Below are 21,212 nucleotides of genomic sequence, written 5' to 3'. Positions count from 1 at the left end.
GCAGGCGGGTGGCTCGAAGGTCGTGCTGCGCGCACGCCAAACGACCCCGGTCAAGGGGCGCCTTTGCACCCCGATGAGGAGATGGGCAGGACAAGGCGAGCGCGAAAGTTCAGTGTAACCCGCAAGCCACGCCGAAGCAAGGGCGGGTCTTGACAATCAGCGACTCGTCAGGGAGGCTAGTTGGCTTTTGTGTCGCCCTGCGTGGTTTCGCCCGGTGATTCCGGGGAGTTCTCGAGATAGACGATGTCGTCGACGAGCCAGCCGTCGTCGGCCTTGACCATCGTCATCTTGAGCCGCCGCGGGAACGTCGTCGTCTCGTTCGCGTCGCCGACCAGTCGGACCTGGTCGAAGAACAGCAGCACGTCGACCTTGGTGTCGGAGCACTCCTCGCCACAGGCGATCGGCGCGGCGTCCTGGGTCACGCCCTTCATCTGCACCTTGACCTGTGGAGCGATCTCCTCCAGCAGCGGCTGCGCCTCGGCGAACTTCTTGCCGAAGGCCGGGGTCATCAGCGCCTGACGCTCCTGGACGTAGCCGTCGAGCTGGTCGTAGCGGTAGGAGAAGATCGCCTCGGACGCCGTCGCAGCAGCCGAGGTGGCCTGGCGCTGGGCCGTGGCGAGGTCTCCCCCGTCGTCGGTGAAGTCCTGCACGCCGCGGATCGCGAGCAGCGCGCCCAGCACGAGGACGGCGGCGGTGACCAGCGCGGCAGGCACCAGCCAGCGCAGGTCGGCGCGGCCCGGGCGGCCTGTTCCGGCGCCGTCGTCGTCCGCTGCGGCCGCGGGGGCGGGGCGGACCGGCTTGGCGACGGCCGGCGTGCTCCTGCGGGCGGTGGGCACAGAGGGTCGCGTCGGAGCCGATGTCGTGGACGTGTCGAGCGAGACGGCCTGCTCGACAGCAGACGCCTTCTTGGCCGCCGGTGCCTTCTTGATCGGTGTCTTCTTGGCCGGCGCTGCCTTCGCCGTCGCGGGGGCCTTCTTGGCCGGCACCTTCTTGGCGGGCGCCTTCTTGGCGGGGGACTTCTTCACCGGCGCCTTCTTGGCGGGGGCCGAGGCCGGCGCCTCGCCGGCGATGCGCCGACGACGGACGGGTCCGTTGGAGTCGCTCACTGCCCATCACCTCCGGCGGACGGGGTCGAGCTCGGTGTCGGCTCGGTCGCGACCTGGGACTCGACCGTGCCGACGCTCTCGAACCGGGACACCAGCCACTCACCCTTCGTCTTGGCGAACGCGATCTTCCAGCGGAACTCCCGCGGCGCCGTCACGGCAGCCTTGTCGCTGGAGATCGAGGCGTCGAAGGCCACGATCGCCTCGGCCGAGTCGCTGTCGATGCTCTGCACCGCGATGCCGATGACCTTGGCGTCGCCGCTCTTGAGGCTCACCTTGTTCTTGGCGAGGACTTCCTCGGTCGCCTCGGAGTTCGCGAGGAACTCCTTGTAGTAGCCCGGCGTCAGCAGCGTCTTGATCCGCTTGCGGTAGTCCTCGGGCTGGGAGAAGTCGAAGGTGTTCATCGCGACGGCGAAGTCGCTGGCACGCGACGTCACCTGCTCACGGTCTCCCGTCCGGTCGTCCCCGCCGAAGCTCGGCAGGACGACGCCGGCCACGGCCAGCAGCACGCCGAGAGAGGCGAGGACCACCAGGACGCGGATCGTTCGACGTCGGCCAGACCACGAGGTCACTGGGCCGGATCGAGCAGAAGCCACTTCCAGGAGTCCTTTCCGTCTGCCGCAAGTCCTGACGCGGCCGCGGATCGCTGCAGCACCGTCTTCGATGCCTGCCGCGCGATCTTGTTGTCCTTGACCTTACAGTCCACGTCCGTGCTGAACTCGGTGTCGCTGATCGTGCCCTCCGCACGACGCTGACGATAGCCCGACGCGTCGCCACCGTTCTGGGCGAACGAGCACGTCGCCGTCGGGTCGGTGAGGACCAGGCCGAAGGTCGCGTTGTAGTCGCCGGTCTCCTTGCCGTTCTCGACCGCAGGGTCGAGCACCGAGAACGAGCCCTCGAGCAGGTAGGGGTAGAGCACGAAGACGGCCTGCAGCCCCAGCACGTTCTTGCTCAGCGGCTTGTTGGCCGTGACGAGGTCACGCACCGCATTGCTGAGATCCTTGGAGTTCTCGTCGACGACCTTGCGCACCGTGCGGGCACTGACGCTGCCCTTGTCGAGCAGGCGGCGCAGATCGGGGTCGGCGTCGACGAGCGTGTCGGACAGCAGCGCGAGGTTCTTGGAGAACGTCGCCAGCTCGCCCTGCTTGTCGATCTGGGTCTGCAGCACCGTGTCGGAGTCGCGGATCAGCGAGCGGGTCACGTCGATGTTGTCGTCGGCGGTCTGGATGAAGTCCGAGGACGTGTCGAGAATCGTCGCGAGGTCCTTGCCGGTGCCCTCGAAGGCCTGACCGAGCTCGTCGACCACGGTGCGCAGGCTGTCGGTGTTGACCGACTTGACGAGGGAGTTGACGTCGACGAGCAGCGTCGTCGTGTCGATCGGGATCCGGGTGTTGAGGATCGAGATCTCCGAGCCGCGCGTCAGGTAGGGGCCGGAGTTGGCACGCGGCTGCAGGTCGATGAACTGCTCGCCGATGGCCGACTTGTTGGCGACCACCGCCAGCACGTCGCGCGGGATCCTGGGCGCACTGTTCTCGATGTCGATCGTGGCCTGGACGCCGCCCTGCTGGAAGTCCAAGGACCCCACCTTGCCGACCGGGATGCCGCGATAGGTCACCTGGGCGCCGGCGAAGATGCCCCCGGAGTCGGAGAACTGTGCAGTGACCGGGAAGCTGCGGTCGACCACGAGACGATCGAGCTGCGCGTAGCGCCCACCGACGAAAGCGCCGCCGATGACGGTCACGATCGCGAAGATCACGAGCTGGAACTTGGTCAGTCTGGTGATCATCGCGCCATCACCGGCTCCGTGAGAAGTCGCACCACGTCGGACGACGAGGCACTGGCAGCCGGCGCTCGACACGACCCGAGCAGCCCGCAGAGCAGGCCCTTCTGGGTCGGCTCGGTCGGCTTGGGCGTCGGGCTCGAGGTGCCTGACGGCTTGTCGGCGCCGCCACCCAGGGTCGGCAGACCCAGGTCGGGAAGGCTGCCGGAGCCACCGGGGAGCAGACCCGAGATCAGGTCGGCCAGGTCGTCACCGGACAACGGGTCACCCGATGCGGCGGCCGCGTCGGCCGGCGTGCCGGCCAGCGCATCGCCCAGATCGACCCCGAGCAGGTTGCTGAGCTGGTCCGCACTGATGTCGAGGCTGATCGACAGGTTGGCGAAGTCACCGAAGCAGGCGCCCTCCTTGACCGTCGGCGTGTCCTGGCAACGACCGGTGGCCGCGGCCAGGGAGTTGCCGACGAAGCCGTCGGTGAACGGGTAGGACAGCAGGGCCTTGGTGCCGGTGGCGAGGTCGTCTCCGGCAGCAGCCAGGTTCTTGAGCGTCGGAGCCAGCGCCTTGAGGTCGGCCACGGTGTCGTCCTTGGACTCGCGGATGACGTCGGTGGCGACGTTGCTGAGCTTGTCGAGCGACTGGAGCAGGCCGACCAGGTCGTCGCGCTGCTGGTTGACCACCCGGAGTGCATCAGGCAGGTCGTCGAGCGCGCCGGTGATGGCCGACTTCTGGTCGAGCGTCGCGGTCGCCAGACGGTCGACCTTCTCCAGCGAGGTCAGCAGCGCGTCCTTGTTGTCGTCGAGCTGCGTGATGAACGAGGACGTGGAGGCGATGAGCTCCTTGACCTCGGGCTCGTTGCCTCCCAACGCGTTGTTGAGCTCCTTGATGATCGTGTTGGTCTTCTCGAGGCCGCCACCGTTGAACAGCAGCGAGGCGGCACCGAGCACCTCCTCGATCTCGGGGTTACGGCTCGAGCGCTCCAACGGGATCATGTCGCCGTTGCCCAGCGAGCCGATGGCGCCCTGCTCGGGTGGAGCCAGCGAGACGAACTTCTCGCCGAGGAGGCTGGTCTGGCGGATCGTGGCGACGGTGTTGTCGGGCAGCTGGGCATCGCGGTTGACCTTGACGGTCACGAGCGCCGTCCAGCCCTGGAGCTTGATGTCGGTGACCTTGCCGACCGCGATGTCGTTGACCCGGACGGCGCTCTGCGGCACCAGGTCGAGGACGTCCCGGAACTGGATCTTGACCTGGTAGGGCTCACTGCCCACGTCGGCGCCACCGGGCAGCGGCAGCTTGTAGGGCGAGAACCCGCAGCCGCTCAGCACCAGTGCCGAGACGGCGGCGAGGACGCCGACCTTGACGGTCCTGCGCGCGCTCATCGGCCTGCTCCCAGTCCGGCGAGCGAGTCGTAGACCGGGTCGCTCGGCGCCTGCGCGACTGCGGCCGGAGCCTTCGCGGTCGGCTGCTGGGCAGCACCGGCGCGAGGCAGGATGTCGGGCAGCAGGTCGGTCAGCGAGGAGCACAGGCCACCTTCGTCGAGGGTCTCACCGAGAAGGTTGCAGACCAGGCTCGCGGGGTTGTCGAGCGCGCTGAACAGCACCTCGGGGATGTCGGCCCGGGTGTCGAGCGTGCCGGACGTGCTGTTGTAGGCCAGCGAGACGTTGGTCAAGGCCGTCGGCGCGTTGAGCGTGATCTGCTCGAGGTCGTCCTTGTGCTTGGCCAGCAGCTTGGCGAGCGAGGCGATGTTGTCGACGTTGCCGCGCAGCGCGCTGCGGTTCTCCTTGACGAGACCGTTGACGTCGACCAAGGCCTTGCTGAGCGCCTCGAGCGTTGCTGCAAGGTCGTCGCGCTCTCCAGCCAGGACGGTGGAGACCTTGGCCGTGCTGTCGTTGAACGACCGGACAGCCGAGTCGTTGGTCTTGAGCAGGCTCACGAAGTCCTCCACCTCACGCAGGCCGCCGAACAGCTCGTCCTTGTTGTTGGACAGCGTCGTGCTGAGCTTGCCGAAGTTCTTGATCGTCTCGTTGACCTGCGCACCCTGCCCCTTGAACTGGGCGGCGGTGCCGTCGAGGAGCTTGCTGAGCGAGCCCTCCTTGTTGGCACCCTTCGGGCCGAGCGCCACCGAGAGGTCGTCAAGGGACTGGTAGACCGCGTCGAGCTCGATCGGCACGGCGGTGCGGTCGACGGACAGGAAGGCGTTGTCCTTCAGGGTCGGTCCACCGTTGTAGGCGGGAGCCAGCTGGACGAAGCGGTCGCCGACGATCGACGGCGAGACGACGACGGCCTTGACGTCGGCCGGCAGCTTCTGCTTGCCGTCGTAGGCGATCTTGACCCGCACGACGTTGCCGCGCGGCGTCAGCTTCTCGACCTTGCCGACCGGGACACCGAGGATCTTGACGTCCGAGCCCTTGTAGACCGAGTTGGTCTGCTCGAAGTCGACCGTGAGATATCGCTTGCCGTCGCCGTTGTTGAGGAACAGCAGGGCGGCGGCGATCAGGAGCAGGACGACGACGGCCGCCAGCACCTTGGAGAATCCCGCGAATCGCTGGGCCAGCGCGGTCATGGCGTGGCTCCCTTCAGTGCGTCGGCCAGCTGTTCGCCCAGGCCCGAGGCGGAGGTGAGTCCGCCCAGATAGATGTCGAACCACGGCCCGGTGCCGAGCGCGTTGGAGAACACCCGCGTGAATGCCGGGTAGACCCGCAACGCCTCGTCGAGGCTGGCTTCGTTCTTGCGCAGCATGGAGGTGACGACGTCGAGCTGGTCGAGGGCCGGCTTGAGATCGGCCCGCGTGTCCTTGACGAGTCCCCGCAGCTGTGTGGAGATCGACTGGGTCGAGACCAGCAGGCGGTGGATCGAGTCGCGCCGCTCGCTGATCGCGGAGAACAGGACGTCGGAGTCCTTGAACAGCGTGACGAGCTCGTCGTTGCGCGAGTTGAGCACGCCGGAGACCTTCTTGAGGTTGACCAGCAGGGTGTTGATCTGGTCGTCACGCGCGGCGAGGTTGCGTGACAGGTCGGAGACTCCCTGGATCGCTCCACGGAACTCCTCCGGTGTCTGGCTCGAGACCTCGGCGAGCGTGTCGAGCGCGTCGGACAGCTGGGGCACGTCGATCTGGTCGGTCGTGCGGCTGAGGTCGGAGAACGCCTGGACGACGTCGTACGGAGGCGTCGTGCGCTCCATCGGGATCGTGGCGCCCTTGGGCAGCGTGCCATCGCCCTTCGGCGTCAACGCGAGGTACTCCGCGCCCAGCAGCGTCCGGACCCGGATGTCGGCGCCCGTCTCGAGACCAAGCTCGGTGCCCTTGTCGATCTTGAACGTGACACGGACCTTGTTGCCGTCGAGCTCGATGCCCCGCACCTTGCCGACCGACACGCCGGCCACCCGGACCTCGTTGCCGTCCTTGAGGGCGCCGATCTCGGCGAAGTTGGCGTAGTAGGTGTCGCCGCTGCCGATGATCGGCAGCCGGTCGGCACGGAAGGCACCGAGCATCATCAGGGCGATCACGGCGATGCCGATGACACCGATGATCACGGGATTGCGTTCGCGGAAAGGCTTCACTTGTCATACCCCGGCTGGTTGCATCGTGATCCGCCGACCTTCAGGCCGTTGGGGCCGGTGAGGTCGAGCGGGGTCTCGGGCAGGACGGTCACGCCACCGAGCTTGATGGCGGGGATGGTGATGCTGCCGTTGACCTCACAGAGGTAGAAGTTGAACTCGCTGCCCGACGACGCCGCCGTGCCGATCTTGCTGAGCTTGATCGGCAGGATCTGGATCGAGGTCGAGATCGTCTTGAGGTTCTTCTTCGACGACAGGTTCTTGGTCAGGGCCCGCAGCTGCTTGATGTCCTCGGTCAGCGCCGGACGCCCCTGGACCAGCAGGTCGGAGGTCTCGTCGGTGAGGTCGGAGATCGAGTCGACCGAGTCGAGGATCGCGTTGCGGTCGTCCTTGAGCCCGGTGACGAACTGCTGGAGCGTGTCGATCGTGTCGGTCAGCTGCTTGTCGCGGCTGCCGACGGTGTCGAGCACGTCGCTGAGGTTGACGATCACGTCACCGATCAGCTGATCGCGGTCGGCGAGCGTGTTGGTGAGAGACGAGGTGCGGGCCAGCAGGTTCTCGACGTTGCCGCTCTCGCCCTGCAGGGTCTGGACGATCTCGTAGGCGAACTTGTTGGTGTCCTCGGGCGAGAGAGCCTGGAAGACCGGCTTGAAGCCGTTGAGCAGGACGTTGAGGTCGAGTGCCTCCTGCGTCCGCTCCTCGGGGATCGTGCTGCCGGCCGCGAGCACCGACTTGGCACCGTCGGCACCCTGGGTGAGCGCGATGTAGCGCTGTCCGACCAGGTTGCGGAACTTGATCGTCGCGTTGGTGTTGGCCGTCAGGGGAACGTCGGAGTCGACGCCGAAGGTGACGCGAGCCTTGTCACGGTTGACGATCTCGACCTTCTTGACCGAGCCGACGGCCACGCCGGCGATGCGCACGTCATCGCCCTTGGCCATGCCGGTCACGTCGGAGAAGATCGCCTTGTACTCCTTGCGGTCGCCGAACGACCCGTTGCTCAGCGTGAGCGCCAGGATCAGCGTCGAGATGCCGGTGAAGGCGAAGAAGAAGCCGAGCTTGACCGCTGCGGTCATCGACTCCTTGTCGATCTGCTTCACTTCGGGCTCACCTCCGTGCCGCGCAGCATCGGACCGATCAGCAGCGAGCTGACGTCGGGGACGTCAGCGGCCTCCGAGCCGGTCATCGAGGCGATGAGCAGGTCGAGCTGGGCGCGCTCGCCCGCCGAGTCGGTGGAGCCGATGCTCGGACCCACGAGGTCCTGCAGATCCAGGCTCGAGGCCGCCGCACGGTTCTTGGCGAAGTCACCGCCGGGGCCGGAGGTGCCGAACTTGGTGTGGGCGCGCTTGACGCCGACGAGCTTGTAGACGTCGGCCGGGATCGTGAACGGGTTCTCCTGCGAGCTGATGGCCTCCTGCTGCGCGCGACCCTTGTTGATCTCGTTGAGGTCGATGCACGACGGCGACGCGGCGTTGCGGCCCGTGATCTGCGAGCCGTTCTTGGCGCCGGGGTCCTGGCGGGCCGCGTCGAAGGTCGCCTGGCTCGCCGAGAGGTTCTCGTTGGCGCTGTAGGCGTTGGGCTGCTTGATCACCTCGACGTTGATGTGCAGCATGCCGTCACGGAAGGCGCTGTCGAGGCGCGGGATCAGGGTGCTCAACGACTTCAGGAAGCACGGGAACGTCACCGAGTAGTCGGCGACCATCTCCAGGATCGGCCGGCTGTCGCTCGCGAGCTCGACCAGGTCGTCGCCGCTCTCGGTGGTGAACGCGGTCAGCGTGTCGGACAAGCGGGTCCCTTCGTCGAAGAACGCCGCGAGCTGGGCCTTCTTGGCCACGACGGTGTTGCCCGTGACCACGGTGTTGCGGAGCAGCCGGCCGATGTCGGGCATCGCGTCGGCGTAGCCGTCGGCGACCGTGCCGAGCTTGGTCAGGTCGGTGATCAGCTGGGGCACGTCGGGGTTGGTCTTCTGCAGGTAGCTGTTGAGCGTGACCAGCGTCTCGCCGAGCTCGGTGCCCCGTCCCTCGAGCGCCGAGGACACCGCGCTGAGGGTGTAGGACAGGTTGGCCGGGTCGACCGCGTCGAGCAACGGGTAGAGGTCGTTCAGCAGCGTCTCGACCTCGATCGGCACGTTGGCCTTCGTGATCGTGTCGCCTGCCTGCAGCGACGGACCGTCGGTGCCCGCGCCGTCCGGCGGGATCAGGGCGACGTACTTCTCGCCGAACAGCGTCTTGGGGATGAGCTGCGCCGTGACGCCCTTCGGGACGTCGTCGATGAACTTGGGGTTCATGCCGAGCTCGAGCTTGACGCCGTCGCCGTCGGGCTTGACGCTGCGGACCTCGCCGACGATCATGCCGCGCAGCTTGATGTCCGCGTTCTGCGGCAGGTTGACGCCGGTGGTGTCGGTCTTGAGGGTCACGGTGTCGTAGTCGACGAAGGCCTTCGTGAAGAAGGCGTAGGTGACCCACAGGAACAGCAGGACCATGGCCAGGAAGCCGGCGCCGAGGATCTTCAGCGACGTGGGCCGCTCGAGGACAGGGGTACGAGCCATGGGTCAGCCCGCCAATCTCACGGTGACGTTCGTGCCCCAGATCGCCATCGAGGCGAGCAGGTCGACGACGTTGATGGCAACGATCGAGGTTCGGACGGCGAGGCCGACGGCCACACCCACCCCGGCCGGTCCACCGCTGGCGTAGTAGCCGTAGTAGCAGTGGATGAGGATCACGACGATCGCGAAGATCAGGACCTTCGCGAACGACCACAAGACGTCGCTGGGTGGCAAGAAGGTCGTGAAGTAGTGGTCGTAGGTGCCAGAGCTCTGCCCGTTGATCTGGGTGATCGTCAACCTCGTCGCGAAGTAGGACGACAGCAGACCGACGATGTAGAGCGGCACGACGGCGATGAGACCGGCGATCACACGCGTGGTGACCAGGAACGGCAGCGACGGGATCGCCATCGTCTCGAGCGCGTCGACCTCCTCGCTGATGCGCATGGCGCCGAGCTGGGCGGTGAACCCGCAGCCGACCGTCGCAGCCAGGGCGATGCCGGCCACGATCGGCGCGATCTCACGGGTGTTGAAGTAGGCGGACACGAATCCGGTGAGGGCCGCGGTGCCGAGCTGGTCGAGGGCTGCGTAGCCCTGGATGCCGACCTCGGTGCCGGTGAAGAAGCACATCGCGGTGATCACGCCGACGGTGCCGCCGATGACGGCCAGCGAGCCGGAGCCCAGCGTGACCTCGGCGAGGAGACGGACGATCTCCTTGCCGTAGGTGGTGATCGTGCGCGGCACCGAGCGGATGACCCGGATGTAGAAGAGCATCTGGTGGCCGAGGCCGTCCAGGAAGCTGCCGAACTTGCCGGGAACGCTCGTGATAGCGGACAGAGCTGTCTTGTCGGACATCGTCACATCCCCTTCGGCGGGACAAGCTGGATGTAGATCGCCGAGATGAAGAAGTTGACGATGAACAGCAGGGTGAACGTGATGACGACCGCCTCGTTGACCGCGTCACCGACGCCCTTGGGGCCGCCCTTGGCGTTCATTCCCTTGTAGGCGGCGACGATCGCGGCGAGGAAGCCGAAGATGAGGGCCTTGACCATGCCTTGATACATGTCTGGTAGCTGCGCCAGTGCGGTGAACGACGACAGGTAGGCGCCTGGCGTGCCGTCCTGCAGGACGACGTTGAACACGTATCCGCCGGCGACGCCGACGACCGTGACGATGCCGTTGAGGAAGACGGCGACGAGCATGCAGGCGAGCACACGCGGGACGACGAGGCGCTGGATCGGGTCGATGCCCAGGACCATCATCGCGTCGAGCTCTTCACGGATGCGACGGGCGCCGAAGTCGGCGGCGATGGCCGATCCGGCAGCTCCGGCGATCAGGAGCGCACAGGCGATGGGGCCGGCCTCGCGGACGACCGCGAGCACGGCCGCCGAGCCGGTGAACGACTGCGCACCGAACTGCTTGATCAGGCCACCGACCTGCAGGGCGATCACGGCACCGAACGGGATCGCGACGAACGCCGTGGGGACGATCGTGACCTTGACGATGAACCAGGCCTGGAGCAGGAACTCCTTGAGCTGGAACGGCCGCCGGAACAGCGCGACCAGCACGTCCAGCGCGAAGGCGAAGAGGTTGCCGGCAACCCGTGCGGGCCCGGCGACGACAGCTGCGCTCACGCTGTGACAGCCTGTTCGGAGCTGCGCTCGAAGGATCCGGGGGGCGGGGTGACGCCGTTGTCGCGGCACCAGGCTCCGGGCTCGCGCTGGCCGCGGCGCGGACGGCCGTCGGAGGTCTCCAGCTGCATCGGCACCGGCGGCAGCGCGGGCATCGCGATGCCGGCCTCGGAGGCGAGCTCGTCGGCGTCCTTCTCCTCGGACATGCCGATCGGACCGACGGTCTGCGCGTTGAGGAACTGCGCGACGACCGGCTCCTCGGAGGTCAGGAGCATCTCGCGCGGACCGAACATCGCCAGGTGCTTGTGGTAGAGCAGGCCGATGTTGTCAGGGACCCGGCGGGCCGTGTTGATGTCGTGGGTCACGATCAGGAACGTCGCGTCGATCTGCGCGTTCAGGTCGATGAACAGCTGGTTGATGTAGGAGGTACGGACCGGGTCGAGGCCGGAGTCGGGCTCGTCGATCAGCAGGATCTCGGGGTCGAGCACCAGCGCACGGGCCAGACCGGCGCGCTTGCGCATGCCGCCGGAGATCTCGCCGGGCAGCTTGCGCTCGGCGCCGACCAGACCGGTGAGCTCCATCTTGTCCATCACGATGGTGCGGATCTCGGACTCGGACTTCTTGGTGTGCTCGCGCAGCGGGAAGGCGACGTTGTCGTAGAGGTCCATCGAGCCGAACATCGCGCCGTCCTGGAACAGGACGCCGAAGAGCTTGCGGATCTCGTAGAGCTCCTTCTCCTTGCAGTTCGCGATGTCGACGCCCTCGATGAAGACGTGGCCCGAGTTGGGCTTGAGCAGCCCGATCAGGGTCTTCAGGAACACCGACTTGCCGGTGCCCGACGGACCGAGCATCACCGAGATCTCGCCCGCAGGCAGGGTCAACGTGACATCGTTCCAGATCGTCTGGCTACCGAACTTCTTCGTCAGACCTTCGACGACGACTTCAACGCCCACGGACGGCCCCTCCTTGCTTACCGTGGCCCACCGGCTGCTGCCGGCAGAACATGTACATCCTAGGTCGGTGTGACCGTGGACACAGAACATAACGAAGGTTCGCAACCGAGGTTACGAAATCAGGTCAGATTGTGACTCGTGAGTAACACCGAGGGATCTGAGGCAACATACCCCAGGTAACTCCGAGTCACAATCGTGACCCACGCCACGTCAGCCCGCCACCTCAATCGGTCCGGACACGCCAAAGGCGCCCCTCCCGTGAGGGAGGAGCGCCTTCGAGGTGTGGCAGCTAGCCGAGTGTCACTTGACGGTGACGCTGGCGCCGGCGGCCTCGAGGGCCTCCTTGGCCTTGTCGGCAGCTTCCTTGTTGGCCTTCTCGAGGACAGGCTTCGGGGCGCCCTCGACGAGGTCCTTGGCCTCCTTGAGTCCGAGACCGGTGATCGTGCGAACTTCCTTGATGACCTGGATCTTCTTCTCGCCGGCACCCTCGAGGATGACGTCGAACTCGTCCTGCTCGGCGGCGGCTTCGCCACCGGCAGCGCCGCCCGCGGCGGGGGCCGCGGCAACAGCAACAGGAGCGGCCGCGGTGACGTCGAACGTCTCCTCGAACTCCTTGACGAACTCGGAGAGCTCGATGAGGGTCATTTCCTTGAATGCATCCAGCAGGTCGCCGGTGCTGAGCTTCGCCATGGTGGCGTCCTTCCGTTATGAGACCCCGAGGGGGTCCCGATGTGAATCGGGCTTTCAGCCCTCGGTCGTCTCGGCGTCGGCAGACGCTTCGACAGGGGCGGCGTCGGCGGGTGCCTCGGCCGGGGTGACGGCAGCCTCGTCGGCCACGGGGGCCTCCTCGGCGGCAGCGGCGACAGGCTCGGGGCCCGCAGCCAGGATCGACGGGTCGCTCGCGGCCTTCGCCTGCAGGGCACCCAGAACTCGGGCGGCCTGCGACAGCGGGGCGTTGAACAGCGACGCGGCGTTCGAGAGGCTGGCCTTCATGCCACCTGCGAGCTTGGCGAGGAGGACCTCGCGCGACTCGAGGTCGGCCAGCTTCGTGATCTCGTCAGCGGAGAGGATCTTCCCGTCGAGGAAGCCTCCCTTGATGACGAGGGGCGTGTTGGCCTTCGCGAAGTCGCGCAGACTCTTCGCAGCCAGCACCGGATCGCCCTTGATGAAGGCGATCGCGGTCGGACCGACGAGCAGCTCGTTGTCGAGCTCCACACCTGCGTCCTTGGCGGCGATCTTGGTCAGCGTGTTCTTGGCGACGGCATAGTGCACGTCCTCACCGAGCGAGCGCCGCAGTTCCTGCAGCTGCTTGACGGTGAGACCGCGGTACTCGGTGAGAACTGCGCCGCTCGAATCGCGAAAATTGTCCGCGAGCTCGGCAACGGCGGCAATCTTTTCCGCGTTGACCATGGGTCTCCTTCCAGCACATGGGTCCTACGAAGACTGCGACCCCATGTGCGTACACGGGCCCGACACGAAAAAGCGTCCCGGGCACAGGGCCACGGGACGCGGTGATGCTGCATCTGGATCGTGAACCTGCGCGGGCCACCCTCTCGGGCGCTTCGGGCAGCTCCTGAGAGCTACCGGCCAGCGGTCTTCGGCAGTTCCAGAATAGGGCACGGTGACGGGGTGACCAAATCGGTCACCCCGTCACCGTGGTCAGGACGCCATGGCGCCGAGCTGGCTGAGGTCCTTGTCGGTGATCTCGTCGGCGGCCGGCGCCTTGACGTCGATGTCCTCGCCCCACTGGGAGTAGTCGACCTGGATCTTCGATCCGGCCACGTCGGCCGTCATGCGCCGCAGCAGGTTGTCGGACCCGACGTACATGACGTAGGTCAGCGTCTTGGGCATCTGGGCGCTCGCTGCGCCGGGCAGCTCGGAGAAGGCCTTGATCTTGGTGGTGTCGAGCACCACCTCGTAGGGCTGGGCGTCGACTCCGTCGAGCTTCTCGGGGCTGCCCTTCTTCTCGAACGACGTCAGCGCCGCCTCGAACTGCCCGAGCTGCTGGGACGGGTCGAGCTGCTCGGTGATGCTGCCGAACTGCTGGGCGAACGGGTTGCTGTCGTCGTTGAGGTCGATCTTGGCGTACTTGCCGCCGGTCATCTGCCCGAAGTTGAGGTAGAGGATCGAGTCGACCAGGACCATCTTGAGCGACCCCATGCCCGTGGACCCCATGTCCATGGTCAGGTTCATCGAGGTCTCGGCAGCGCTGGCGCCGACCTCGACGTCTCCCTCGGCCTTGATCGACTGCCCACCGACGCCGATGTCCATCACGACATGGCTGGACTTCGCGTCGAGCTGGGCGTCGGTGACCGAGGAGATGAAGTTGGCCTTCGTCAGCTCACCGCCGGTCGAGGACGAGCTGGAGGACGAGGAGGAGTCGGACGACGACCCCTTCGAGGCGGCGCCGTCGTCGCTCCCACCGCACGCAGCGGCTCCGAGGACGAGGACGGCGACAGAGGCAGCAGCGGCAAGCTTCTTCGGGCGCAGGTTCATGGGCACGATCGTAACCTCCTCGACAGGGTGTCTCTAGTCGGCGGTGACGCCGGCGAACGGGTTCTTCGTCGTCAGCTCGTCTCCCGACGGCACGGGGATCTCGTCGGTCTTGCCGTAGTCGAGGTAGTCGCCCGACAGGGCGAAGCCACCGAGCTCGAACGCGGCCCGGCGCAGCAGGCCGTCGTCGTCGACCCAGAAGTCGTAGGTGAACGTGTCGGGCAGCTGGGCCGCCGGGAGGCCCTGGAGCTCGGGGCTGTCGATCTTGGCGGTGTCGACCGTGACACGCAGGTGCTGCGACTCGACCCCGGCGACCGTCTCGGGCTCACCCACCTGCTCGACCGACGTGACCGAGTCGGCGAACGGCTCGAACGAGGCGCTCGGGTCGAGCTGGTCCGCCAGGCTGCCGAGCTGCTGCTCCAGCGCGCCTCCGCCGTCGGTGTCGAGCTCGTAGAACCTGCCGTCCGTCAGCGAGTCGTAGGCGATGAACGTGCGACCGTCGACCACGCGAATGCCGAACCTCTCGCCCGCGGTGTCGGCCCGGAAGTCGATGTCGGACTCCTCGGGGTCCTGGCCGAACACCATGTCGCCCTCGCCGCTGAATCCGCCGGACCCGGTGACCTTCATCGTGATGCTCACCGACCCCTGCTCGCGCATCGCGGCGATCAGGTCGGGCATGAACGAGTCGGGGTCGATCGACCCGGCAGTCGTGTCGGACCCGCTGCACCCGCTGAGGACTCCCAGGACGACAGCTGCACCCACCACGACACGGCTGAGCCTCATCACACCATCCCCCGACAGCAACGACACCGGCCCTGTGCCGATGTCAGTGACATCAGCACAGGGCCGGTGGGACGTGCAGGAGGCTCAGGCCTCGTCGAGCGCGTAGCTCTTGGTGCGGCTCGGGTCGACCGGGATGCCGGGACCGTTGGTCGTGGAGACCGTGATCTTCTTGACGTAGCGACCCTTCGAGCTGGCCGGCTTGAGACGCAGGACCTCGTCGAGCGCGGCGCCGTAGTTCTCGGCGAGCTGCTCGGCGGAGAACGACGCCTTGCCGATCACGAAGTGCAGGTTGGCGTGACGATCGACGCGGAACTCGATCTTGCCGCCCTTGATGTCGCCGACAGCCTTGGCGACGTCGGGGGTGACCGTGCCGGTCTTGGGGTTCGGCATCAGGTTGCGGGGGCCGAGCACGCGACCCAGGCGACCGACCTTGCCCATCATGTCCGGCGTCGCGACGACGGCGTCGAAGTCGAGCCAGCCCTCGTTGACCTTGTCGACCAGCTCGTCGGCACCGACGAAGTCGGCTCCGGCCTCACGAGCAGCTTCGGCGTTGGCGCCGGTGGCGAAGACCAGGACCCGTGCGGTCTTGCCCGTGCCGTGCGGAAGGTTGACGGTGCCGCGCACCATCTGGTCGGCCTTGCGGGGATCGACGCCGAGGCGGATGGAGACGTCCACCGTCGAGTCGTACTTCTTGCTGCCCGACTCCTTGGCCAGGTTGGTGGCCTGGAGCGGCGTGTAGAGGTTGTCCTTGTCGATCTTCTCGGCGACCTCGCGGTACGCCTTGCTGTGCTGTGCCATCTCTGGTGTTCCTTCTGTGTGTGAACCAGTCGTGGTCTGAACGGGCCCAGCCGGCCCTGCCACTAGTGGTGCGGGTGTAGGTGTGTGACGGACCTAGTCCGTCGTGACGCCCATCGAGCGCGCGGTGCCCTCGACGATCTTCATCGCGGCGTCGATGTCGGTCGCGTTGAGGTCGGGCAGCTTGGTCGTGGCGATCTCGCGGATCTGGTCCTTGGAGATCTTGCCGACCTTCTCCTTGTGCGGGATGGCCGACCCCTTCTGCAGACCAGCAGCCTTCTTGATCAGCTCAGCCGCCGGAGGCGTCTTGGTGATGAAGCTGAAGGTGCGGTCCTCGTAGATCGTGATCTCGACCGGCACGACGTTGCCACGCATGGCTTCTGTGGCCGAGTTGTAGGCCTTGCAGAACTCCATGATGTTGACGCCGTGCGGGCCCAGCGCGGTACCGACGGGCGGTGCCGGGTTGGCCATACCGGCCTGCAGCTGCACCTTGACGATGGCTGCGACTTTCTTCTTGGGAGGCATTTCTCGGGTCCTTTATAGATTGTTGCTAGTAGTTCGGTCGGCTCGACGATCGCTTCGCGATCAGACCTTCTGGATCTGGGTGAAGCTGAGCTCGACCGGCGTTTCGCGACCGAAGATCTCCACGAGGGCCTTGACCCTCTGCGCATCGATGTTGATCTCGGTGATGGTCGCGTGCAGCGTGGCGAACGGTCCATCGACGACCATGACGGAGTCGCCGACCTCGAAGTCGGAGAACTCGACCTTGGCGGTCTTCGTCTGCTGCTGATCGGGGGCGTCCGCCGCAGTTGCGACTTCCGCCTCCACTGCCGGGGCGAGCATGCTCTCGACCTCGGCAAGACTGAGGGGGACGGGCTGGTGGGAGTTGCCCACGAAGCCCGTGACCGACGGGGTGTGGCGGACGACGCCCCACGACTCGTCGGTGAGGTCCATGCGGACCAGGACGTAGCCGGGAAGGACGGTGCGCTTGACGAGCTTGCGCTGACCGTTCTTGATCTCGGCGACCTCCTCGGTGGGCACGACGACCTCGAAGATGTAGTCCTCGGCGTTGAGCGAGGTGACGCGGTTCTCGAGGTTCGACTTCACCCGCTTCTCCATGCCGGAGTAGGTGTGGACGACGTACCAGTCGCCAAACTGGCTGTAGAGACGGTCCTTGAACTCCTGGAGCGCGTCGACGACGGGGGCGTCGTCCTCGTCCTCGTCAGCGTCGGCGGAGGCGTCGACCTCGTCGGCCTGCTCCTCGTCGACCTCGGCGTCGTCAGAGCCCTCGGCGTCGTCCGTCGTGTCGACGTCGGCCTCGTCGGCCGGGCTGTCGACCTCGTCGGTCGGCTCCTCGGCGTCAGGCGCGTCGACATCGACGTCCGGGACGTCGGACAGCTCGTCCGTGTCCACGTCGATGTTCTCTTCGTAACCTTGAGTCACAGTGATCCTTTGGCCTTGCAAGTCTGGTGCGGGTGAGTGCTGTCGGGCGGGTGGCTAGGCGAAGATGGCGAACGCAGCCTTGCCGAAGCCGTAGTCGAGTCCGGCCACGATGGCCATCATGACCAGCACGAACACGAGGACCACCCAGAAGTAGTTGACGACCTGCGGACGGGTCGGCCAGACCACCTTGCGGAGCTCGGCGATCACCTGGCGGTAGAACGTGATCGGCGAGGTGCGCTTGCCGGACGTGCCGGCCAGCTCGTGACGATCGCTCACGTGAATCTCCTTGGTCGTGTCATGGTCGTGTTTCGCAGGGCACGAGGGACTTGAACCCCCAACCTTCGGTTTTGGAGACCGATGCTCTGCCAGTTGAGCTAGTGCCCTCAGTCAATTTCATCGAGCCGCCGCCCGGCTTCGGGCATGACGATTCAGAGTGAATATTCACCGGTGGGTCAAGTGTACGTGGTGGCACGTGCCGCCGTCGAACCGAGGCGTGGGGCATCGCCGGTCACGCCCGCGTACGGCGGCTGGCAGGATGGCGGTGTGCCCGACCCGGTCGAAGACTTCCCCGCAGCCAGTGTGGCCCCCGCCCGTTCGATCACGGCGCTGCCGAAGGCGCACCTGCACCTGCACTTCACCGGCTCGATGCGCCACGGCACGCTGCTGGAGCTGGCCGAGCGCGACGGCATCCGGCTGCCGACCTCGCTGACCGAGGAGTGGCCGCCCGAGCTGAGCACGGCCGACGAGAAGGGCTGGTTCCGCTTCCAGCGGCTCTACGACGTCGCCCGCTCCGTGCTGCGCACCGAGGAGGACGTGCGCCGTCTTGTGCTCGAGGCCGCCCTCGACGACGCCGCCGACGGATCGGTCTGGACCGAGATCCAGGTCGACCCCTCGGGCTACGCCGCGCGCTTCGGCACCGTCACCGACTTCACCGACCTGGTCATCGACGCCGTGCGTGACGCGTCGCAACGGGCGGGGATCGGCATGGGCCTGGTGATCGCCGCCAACCGCACCCGGCACCCGCTCGACGCCAGGACGCTCGCGCGCCTGGCGGCGCAGTACGCCGGGCGCGGCGTGATCGGGTTCGGCCTCTCCAACGACGAGCGGCGCGGCGACACCGCGTCGTTCGGTCCCGCGTTCGCGATCGCCGAGCGCGCCGGCCTGGCACTCGTGCCCCACGGCGGTGAGCTGCGCGGCCCCGCCCACGTGACGCAGTGCCTCGACCACCTGCACCCGCACCGGCTGGGCCACGGGGTCAGGGCGGCCGAGAGCGACGCGGTGCTGGGACGGGTCGCCGACAGCGGCGTCGCCCTCGAGGTGTGCCCGACCTCGAACGTCTCGCTGGGTGTCTTCAGCACGCTCGAGGAGGTGCCGATCCGTCCCCTCATGGCGGCTGGCGTCGACGTCGCGCTGGGCGCCGACGACCCCCTGCTCTTCGGCTCACGCCTGGCCGGGCAGTACGCCGTGCTCCGCGCGGCGCAGGGCCTCACCGACGGCGAGCTCGCCGAGCTGGGCCGCATGTCGATCCGCCGGTCGTACGCCCCGAGCGACCTGGTGTCGTCGTCCCTCACGGCCGTCGACTCGTGGCTCACCTCGACCGACGAGGCTCCGAGCGCGTGACGGTGTTCCACCCGCCGGCGCCCAAGGCACCGGGAGCGACCGCCTCGCTCGTCATCGGGATCGTGAGCCTGGTCGGCATCATCGTCGTCGTGCCGGTCGTCATGGGACCGCTCGCGTGGTACCTCGGCGCCTCGGCCCGCCGCGAGGCGCAGCGAGAGCCGACCCGCTGGTCAGGAGCCGGCGAGGCGCGGGCCGGGATGATCCTCGGCATGATCGCGAGCGCCCTGCTGCTCCTGCTGCTGCTCGGGCTGGCCGTCGGCGTCGCCGGCCAGCTGGTCGTCAACGCCTACGACTCCGGCTACGGCTCCTGACCGACCCGGCTGTGGAAGGCTGGGCGCATGAGCGACGACGCACCGAAGTACCCGTCGGAGGAACCGCAGCAGCCCAACTGGGGCTCCGCCTACCCGCCGCCCGCCTCGTCGTACCCGCCGCCGGGCTCGTCGGTGCCGCCCTCCGGATACGGCTACCCACCGGGCTATCCCCCGCAGCCCGGCTCCTACCCACCGGGCTATCCGCCCCCGCCCGGCTACGGCTACCCGGCGTACGGTCCGCAGGCGCCCAAGCATCCGCAGGCCACGACCGCGATGGTGCTGGGCATCGTCGGGGTCGGCGGGGGGATGCTCTGCTACGGCCTGCCGCTGCTCGTGGCGCCCTTCGCCTGGTTCCAGGGGCGACGCGCGATGCGGGACATCGACGCGAGCCAGGGTCAGCTCTCCGGCCGCAGCGAGGCCAAGGCCGGCTTCGTGCTCGGCATCATCGGCACGGTCCTGCTGACCCTCGTCCTGGCCGTCATCACGCTGATCGTGGTGCTCTCGTTCACGGTCGACGACTTCTGGGGTGACGACTCGAGCAGCGGCTCGCGCACCGACTCCGTGGACGCCCTCGCCACCGTGGTCCGGGCGGCCGCGACCTCGTCCGACTAGAGGGAGCAGCCGACGAGCACCGGCTCGTTGACGAGGGTGATGCCGTAGGCGGCGCGGACGCCGTCACGCACCTCGCGGGCGAGGTCGAGCAGCTGCGCGGTCGTGCCGCTGCCCCGGTTGGTCAGCGCGAGCGTGTGCTTGGTCGACAGCGAGACCGCCGACGTGCCGTGGCCCTTGGCGAAGCCCGCGTGGTCGATCAGCCACGCGGCGCTCGTCTTGACCGTGCCGTCGGGCTGGTCGAAGCGGGGCGCCTCGGCGGGCAGGGACGCCGCCTGCTCGGGCGTCAGCAGCGGGTTGGTGAAGAACGAGCCGGCGCTCCACGTGTCGTGGTCAGCGGGGTCGAGCACCATGCCCTTGCCACGACGCAGCCCGAGCACCGCCTCGCGGACCGCCGTGGCAGGAGCACGTCCGCCGACCTCGACGCCCAGCGTGCGGGCGAGCTCTGCGTAGGCGACCGGGACTCCCAGGTCGCCCAGCGCGAGCTGGAACGTCACCGACAGGACCACGTGACGCTGCGGCTCGGCCTTGAACCGGCTGTGCCGGTAGGCGAAGCCGCAGTCGGCCGCGGCGAAGGTGCGGATGCGTCGGTCGTAGCGGTCGTAGGTGCGGACCGACGCGATGGTCTGCGACACCTCCTGGCCGTAGGCCCCGACGTTCTGGACGGGCGTGGCGCCGGTGGAGCCGGGAATGCCCGAGAGCGCCTCGATGCCGATCCAGCCCTCGTCGACGGCCCGGGCGACGAAGGCGTCCCACGGCTCCCCCGCGGCGACCGTCACCATGGCGCCGCTGCACGCGTCGGCGTCGACGGTCACGCCACGGGTCAGCACCCGCACGACGGTGCCGACGACCCCTTCGTCGGACACGACGAGGTTGCTGCCGCCGGCCACGAGGAGCACCGGGTCGCCGCCCTCGTCGGCGATGCGGACGACGTCGACGAGGTGCTCCTCGGTGGTCGCTTCGATCACGGCCCGCGCGGGGCCACCCAGACGCAGCGTCGTCATCTCCGCGAGGTCCATGGCCGCGACGCTAGCAGTGGACTCCGCCCGGGAATGACGAAGGCTCCCACCGGCCGGAGCCGTGGGAGCCGTCGTACGAAGTGCTGGGTTCAGCGCGTCTCGCGGTGCGTCTGGTGGGTCTTGCAGCGCGGGCAGAACTTCTTGAGGTCCATACGATCGGGATCGTTGCGACGGTTCTTCTTCGTGATGTAGTTGCGCTCCTTGCACTCGGTGCAGGCCAAGGTGATCTTGGGGCGAACGTCTGAGCTCTTGCTGGCCACGAGGGTGCCTCTTCTAATCGATGATGCTGGGGTCTTGCCTGTGCAGTCGTGCGGTAGCTGGGGCGGGACTCGAACCCGCGACACCACGATTATGAGTCGTGTGCTCTAACCACCTGAGCTACCCAGCCGCGGGCATGAGATGCCTCATGCCCGACGGACTCTTCGTGTTGCGAGTCCAGAGCCCCTTTACGGAATCGAACCGTAGACCTTTTCCTTACCATGGAAACGCTCTGCCGACTGAGCTAAAGGGGCAAGCCGACAGTCAAAGATACCGGGCCGTCGCCGGGAAGTGAAATCGGGGGTGCCCCTGTCGTGAGGGCGGCA

General features: G+C 67.3%; 24 protein-coding genes and 3 tRNA genes. 3 read left to right on the top strand and 24 right to left on the bottom strand.

The window, feature by feature from the left end; genetic code table 11:
* Nucleotides 1-176: 176 nt before the first annotated feature.
* From HQK15_RS07515 to HQK15_RS07420, 20 genes are all read right to left on the bottom strand, one after another.
* Nucleotides 177-1,106 carry a hypothetical protein gene (locus HQK15_RS07515; protein WP_173489404.1) on the bottom strand — a complete coding sequence of 310 codons (930 nt, stop codon included), beginning with the start codon at nucleotides 1,104-1,106 and terminating at the stop codon, nucleotides 177-179.
* Nucleotides 1,103-1,633: an Rv1363c family protein gene (locus HQK15_RS07510; RefSeq protein ID WP_173490743.1), complete on the bottom strand. Its 531-nt coding sequence runs from the start codon at nucleotides 1,631-1,633 to the stop codon at nucleotides 1,103-1,105. The genes HQK15_RS07515 and HQK15_RS07510 overlap by 4 nt, the downstream gene beginning before the upstream one ends.
* A 38-nt stretch (nucleotides 1,634-1,671) precedes the next feature.
* Nucleotides 1,672-2,889 carry an MCE family protein gene (locus HQK15_RS07505; RefSeq protein ID WP_173490742.1) on the bottom strand — a complete coding sequence of 406 codons (1,218 nt, stop codon included), beginning with the start codon at nucleotides 2,887-2,889 and terminating at the stop codon, nucleotides 1,672-1,674.
* The gene (locus HQK15_RS07500; RefSeq protein ID WP_173490741.1) at nucleotides 2,886-4,256 is read right to left on the bottom strand and encodes an MCE family protein; all 1,371 of its coding nucleotides are present in this window, start codon (nucleotides 4,254-4,256) and stop codon (nucleotides 2,886-2,888) included. The genes HQK15_RS07505 and HQK15_RS07500 overlap by 4 nt, the downstream gene beginning before the upstream one ends.
* Nucleotides 4,253-5,440 (bottom strand): MCE family protein, encoded by a 1,188-nt coding sequence (locus HQK15_RS07495; RefSeq protein ID WP_173490740.1) that lies wholly within the window; start codon nucleotides 5,438-5,440, stop codon nucleotides 4,253-4,255. Before HQK15_RS07495 ends, HQK15_RS07500 begins: the two co-directional genes overlap by 4 nt.
* On the bottom strand, nucleotides 5,437-6,408 hold the full coding sequence (locus HQK15_RS07490) for an MCE family protein (RefSeq protein WP_367649093.1): 972 nt from the start codon (nucleotides 6,406-6,408) through the stop codon (nucleotides 5,437-5,439). The genes HQK15_RS07495 and HQK15_RS07490 overlap by 4 nt, the downstream gene beginning before the upstream one ends.
* Nucleotides 6,409-6,431: 23 nt before the next feature.
* Nucleotides 6,432-7,529: an MCE family protein gene (locus tag HQK15_RS07485; RefSeq protein WP_367649092.1), complete on the bottom strand. Its 1,098-nt coding sequence runs from the start codon at nucleotides 7,527-7,529 to the stop codon at nucleotides 6,432-6,434.
* Nucleotides 7,526-8,977, bottom strand: coding sequence for an MCE family protein (locus tag HQK15_RS07480; RefSeq protein WP_173490738.1), 1,452 nt, complete (start codon nucleotides 8,975-8,977; stop codon nucleotides 7,526-7,528). Before HQK15_RS07480 ends, HQK15_RS07485 begins: the two co-directional genes overlap by 4 nt.
* A gap of 3 nt (nucleotides 8,978-8,980) precedes the next feature.
* Complete coding sequence (locus tag HQK15_RS07475; protein WP_173490737.1) at nucleotides 8,981-9,826, bottom strand: MlaE family ABC transporter permease; 846 nt, start codon at nucleotides 9,824-9,826, stop codon at nucleotides 8,981-8,983.
* A gap of 2 nt (nucleotides 9,827-9,828) precedes the next feature.
* The gene (locus HQK15_RS07470; protein ID WP_173490736.1) at nucleotides 9,829-10,605 is read right to left on the bottom strand and encodes an MlaE family ABC transporter permease; all 777 of its coding nucleotides are present in this window, start codon (nucleotides 10,603-10,605) and stop codon (nucleotides 9,829-9,831) included.
* A complete protein-coding gene (locus HQK15_RS07465) occupies nucleotides 10,602-11,555 on the bottom strand; it encodes an ABC transporter ATP-binding protein (RefSeq protein WP_173490735.1) in 954 nt (317 codons plus the stop codon). Before HQK15_RS07465 ends, HQK15_RS07470 begins: the two co-directional genes overlap by 4 nt.
* A 300-nt stretch (nucleotides 11,556-11,855) precedes the next feature.
* Entirely contained in the window at nucleotides 11,856-12,245 is a 390-nt protein-coding gene (gene rplL, locus HQK15_RS07460; protein ID WP_173490734.1) for a 50S ribosomal protein L7/L12, read from the bottom strand.
* A 54-nt stretch (nucleotides 12,246-12,299) separates the two neighbouring features.
* Nucleotides 12,300-12,965 (bottom strand): 50S ribosomal protein L10, encoded by a 666-nt coding sequence (gene rplJ, locus HQK15_RS07455; RefSeq protein ID WP_173490733.1) that lies wholly within the window; start codon nucleotides 12,963-12,965, stop codon nucleotides 12,300-12,302.
* A 249-nt stretch (nucleotides 12,966-13,214) separates the two neighbouring features.
* The gene (locus HQK15_RS07450; RefSeq protein ID WP_173490732.1) at nucleotides 13,215-14,051 is read right to left on the bottom strand and encodes an SCO4651 family lipoprotein; all 837 of its coding nucleotides are present in this window, start codon (nucleotides 14,049-14,051) and stop codon (nucleotides 13,215-13,217) included.
* A 33-nt stretch (nucleotides 14,052-14,084) separates the two neighbouring features.
* A complete protein-coding gene (locus tag HQK15_RS07445) occupies nucleotides 14,085-14,831 on the bottom strand; it encodes a LolA-like protein (RefSeq protein WP_173490731.1) in 747 nt (248 codons plus the stop codon).
* An 84-nt stretch (nucleotides 14,832-14,915) separates the two neighbouring features.
* Complete coding sequence (gene rplA / locus HQK15_RS07440; protein ID WP_173490730.1) at nucleotides 14,916-15,629, bottom strand: 50S ribosomal protein L1; 714 nt, start codon at nucleotides 15,627-15,629, stop codon at nucleotides 14,916-14,918.
* A 93-nt stretch (nucleotides 15,630-15,722) separates the two neighbouring features.
* Nucleotides 15,723-16,151 (bottom strand): 50S ribosomal protein L11, encoded by a 429-nt coding sequence (gene rplK / locus HQK15_RS07435; RefSeq protein ID WP_173490729.1) that lies wholly within the window; start codon nucleotides 16,149-16,151, stop codon nucleotides 15,723-15,725.
* Between the two features lie 60 nt (nucleotides 16,152-16,211).
* Nucleotides 16,212-17,045: a transcription termination/antitermination protein NusG gene (gene nusG / locus HQK15_RS07430; protein WP_437340246.1), complete on the bottom strand. Its 834-nt coding sequence runs from the start codon at nucleotides 17,043-17,045 to the stop codon at nucleotides 16,212-16,214.
* A 78-nt stretch (nucleotides 17,046-17,123) separates the two neighbouring features.
* Nucleotides 17,124-17,345 carry a preprotein translocase subunit SecE gene (secE, locus tag HQK15_RS07425; RefSeq protein ID WP_173490728.1) on the bottom strand — a complete coding sequence of 74 codons (222 nt, stop codon included), beginning with the start codon at nucleotides 17,343-17,345 and terminating at the stop codon, nucleotides 17,124-17,126.
* Between the two features lie 35 nt (nucleotides 17,346-17,380).
* A tRNA-Trp gene (locus tag HQK15_RS07420) sits at nucleotides 17,381-17,453 on the bottom strand.
* A gap of 159 nt (nucleotides 17,454-17,612) precedes the next feature.
* On the opposite strand from HQK15_RS07420, the gene HQK15_RS07415 reads away from it, so the two are divergent.
* From HQK15_RS07415 to HQK15_RS07405, 3 genes are read left to right on the top strand one after another with little or no spacing between them, the layout of a single operon-like run.
* Nucleotides 17,613-18,689 carry an adenosine deaminase gene (locus tag HQK15_RS07415; RefSeq protein ID WP_367649091.1) on the top strand — a complete coding sequence of 359 codons (1,077 nt, stop codon included), beginning with the start codon at nucleotides 17,613-17,615 and terminating at the stop codon, nucleotides 18,687-18,689.
* Nucleotides 18,686-19,000: a DUF4190 domain-containing protein gene (locus HQK15_RS07410; protein WP_173490726.1), complete on the top strand. Its 315-nt coding sequence runs from the start codon at nucleotides 18,686-18,688 to the stop codon at nucleotides 18,998-19,000. The genes HQK15_RS07415 and HQK15_RS07410 overlap by 4 nt, the downstream gene beginning before the upstream one ends.
* 27 nt (nucleotides 19,001-19,027) lie before the next feature.
* The gene (locus HQK15_RS07405) at nucleotides 19,028-19,612 is read left to right on the top strand and encodes a hypothetical protein (RefSeq protein WP_173490725.1); all 585 of its coding nucleotides are present in this window, start codon (nucleotides 19,028-19,030) and stop codon (nucleotides 19,610-19,612) included.
* Here HQK15_RS07405 and HQK15_RS07400 read toward each other — a convergent pair.
* The 4 genes from HQK15_RS07400 to HQK15_RS07385 all read right to left on the bottom strand — a co-directional run bounded on the left by HQK15_RS07400 (nucleotide 19,609) and on the right by HQK15_RS07385 (nucleotide 21,140).
* Entirely contained in the window at nucleotides 19,609-20,721 is a 1,113-nt protein-coding gene (locus HQK15_RS07400; protein ID WP_302477562.1) for a UDP-N-acetylmuramate dehydrogenase, read from the bottom strand. The two genes, HQK15_RS07405 and HQK15_RS07400, sit on opposite strands and share 4 nt — an antisense overlap.
* On the bottom strand, nucleotides 20,718-20,888 hold the full coding sequence (gene rpmG, locus HQK15_RS07395; RefSeq protein WP_173490723.1) for a 50S ribosomal protein L33: 171 nt from the start codon (nucleotides 20,886-20,888) through the stop codon (nucleotides 20,718-20,720). Before rpmG ends, HQK15_RS07400 begins: the two co-directional genes overlap by 4 nt.
* 54 nt (nucleotides 20,889-20,942) lie before the next feature.
* Nucleotides 20,943-21,016: transfer RNA gene (locus tag HQK15_RS07390), tRNA-Met, on the bottom strand.
* Between the two features lie 51 nt (nucleotides 21,017-21,067).
* Nucleotides 21,068-21,140: transfer RNA gene (locus tag HQK15_RS07385), tRNA-Thr, on the bottom strand.
* Nucleotides 21,141-21,212 lie beyond the last annotated feature (72 nt).

The sequence above is a fragment of the Aeromicrobium stalagmiti genome (assembly GCF_013283745.1).
Taxonomy (GTDB): domain Bacteria; phylum Actinomycetota; class Actinomycetes; order Propionibacteriales; family Nocardioidaceae; genus Aeromicrobium; species Aeromicrobium stalagmiti.
Note: the sequence above shows the minus strand (reverse complement) of the source record. Positions and strands in the feature narration are given on the sequence as shown.

What these genes read in the sequence shown, in the direction of transcription:
- HQK15_RS07505 (WP_173490742.1), bottom strand. Translation starts at nt 2,889, where the DNA reads ATGATCACCAGACTGACCAAGTTCCAGCTCGTGATCTTCGCGATCGTG.
- HQK15_RS07500 (WP_173490741.1), bottom strand. Translation starts at nt 4,256, where the DNA reads ATGAGCGCGCGCAGGACCGTCAAGGTCGGCGTCCTCGCCGCCGTCTCG.
- HQK15_RS07495 (WP_173490740.1), bottom strand. Translation starts at nt 5,440, where the DNA reads ATGACCGCGCTGGCCCAGCGATTCGCGGGATTCTCCAAGGTGCTGGCG.
- HQK15_RS07480 (WP_173490738.1), bottom strand. Translation starts at nt 8,977, where the DNA reads ATGGCTCGTACCCCTGTCCTCGAGCGGCCCACGTCGCTGAAGATCCTC.
- HQK15_RS07475 (WP_173490737.1), bottom strand. Translation starts at nt 9,826, where the DNA reads ATGTCCGACAAGACAGCTCTGTCCGCTATCACGAGCGTTCCCGGCAAG.
- rplL (WP_173490734.1), bottom strand. Translation starts at nt 12,245, where the DNA reads ATGGCGAAGCTCAGCACCGGCGACCTGCTGGATGCATTCAAGGAAATG.
- rplJ (WP_173490733.1), bottom strand. Translation starts at nt 12,965, where the DNA reads ATGGTCAACGCGGAAAAGATTGCCGCCGTTGCCGAGCTCGCGGACAAT.
- HQK15_RS07450 (WP_173490732.1), bottom strand. Translation starts at nt 14,051, where the DNA reads ATGAACCTGCGCCCGAAGAAGCTTGCCGCTGCTGCCTCTGTCGCCGTC.
- HQK15_RS07445 (WP_173490731.1), bottom strand. Translation starts at nt 14,831, where the DNA reads ATGAGGCTCAGCCGTGTCGTGGTGGGTGCAGCTGTCGTCCTGGGAGTC.
- rplA (WP_173490730.1), bottom strand. Translation starts at nt 15,629, where the DNA reads ATGGCACAGCACAGCAAGGCGTACCGCGAGGTCGCCGAGAAGATCGAC.
- rplK (WP_173490729.1), bottom strand. Translation starts at nt 16,151, where the DNA reads ATGCCTCCCAAGAAGAAAGTCGCAGCCATCGTCAAGGTGCAGCTGCAG.
- HQK15_RS07405 (WP_173490725.1), top strand. Translation starts at nt 19,028, where the DNA reads ATGAGCGACGACGCACCGAAGTACCCGTCGGAGGAACCGCAGCAGCCC.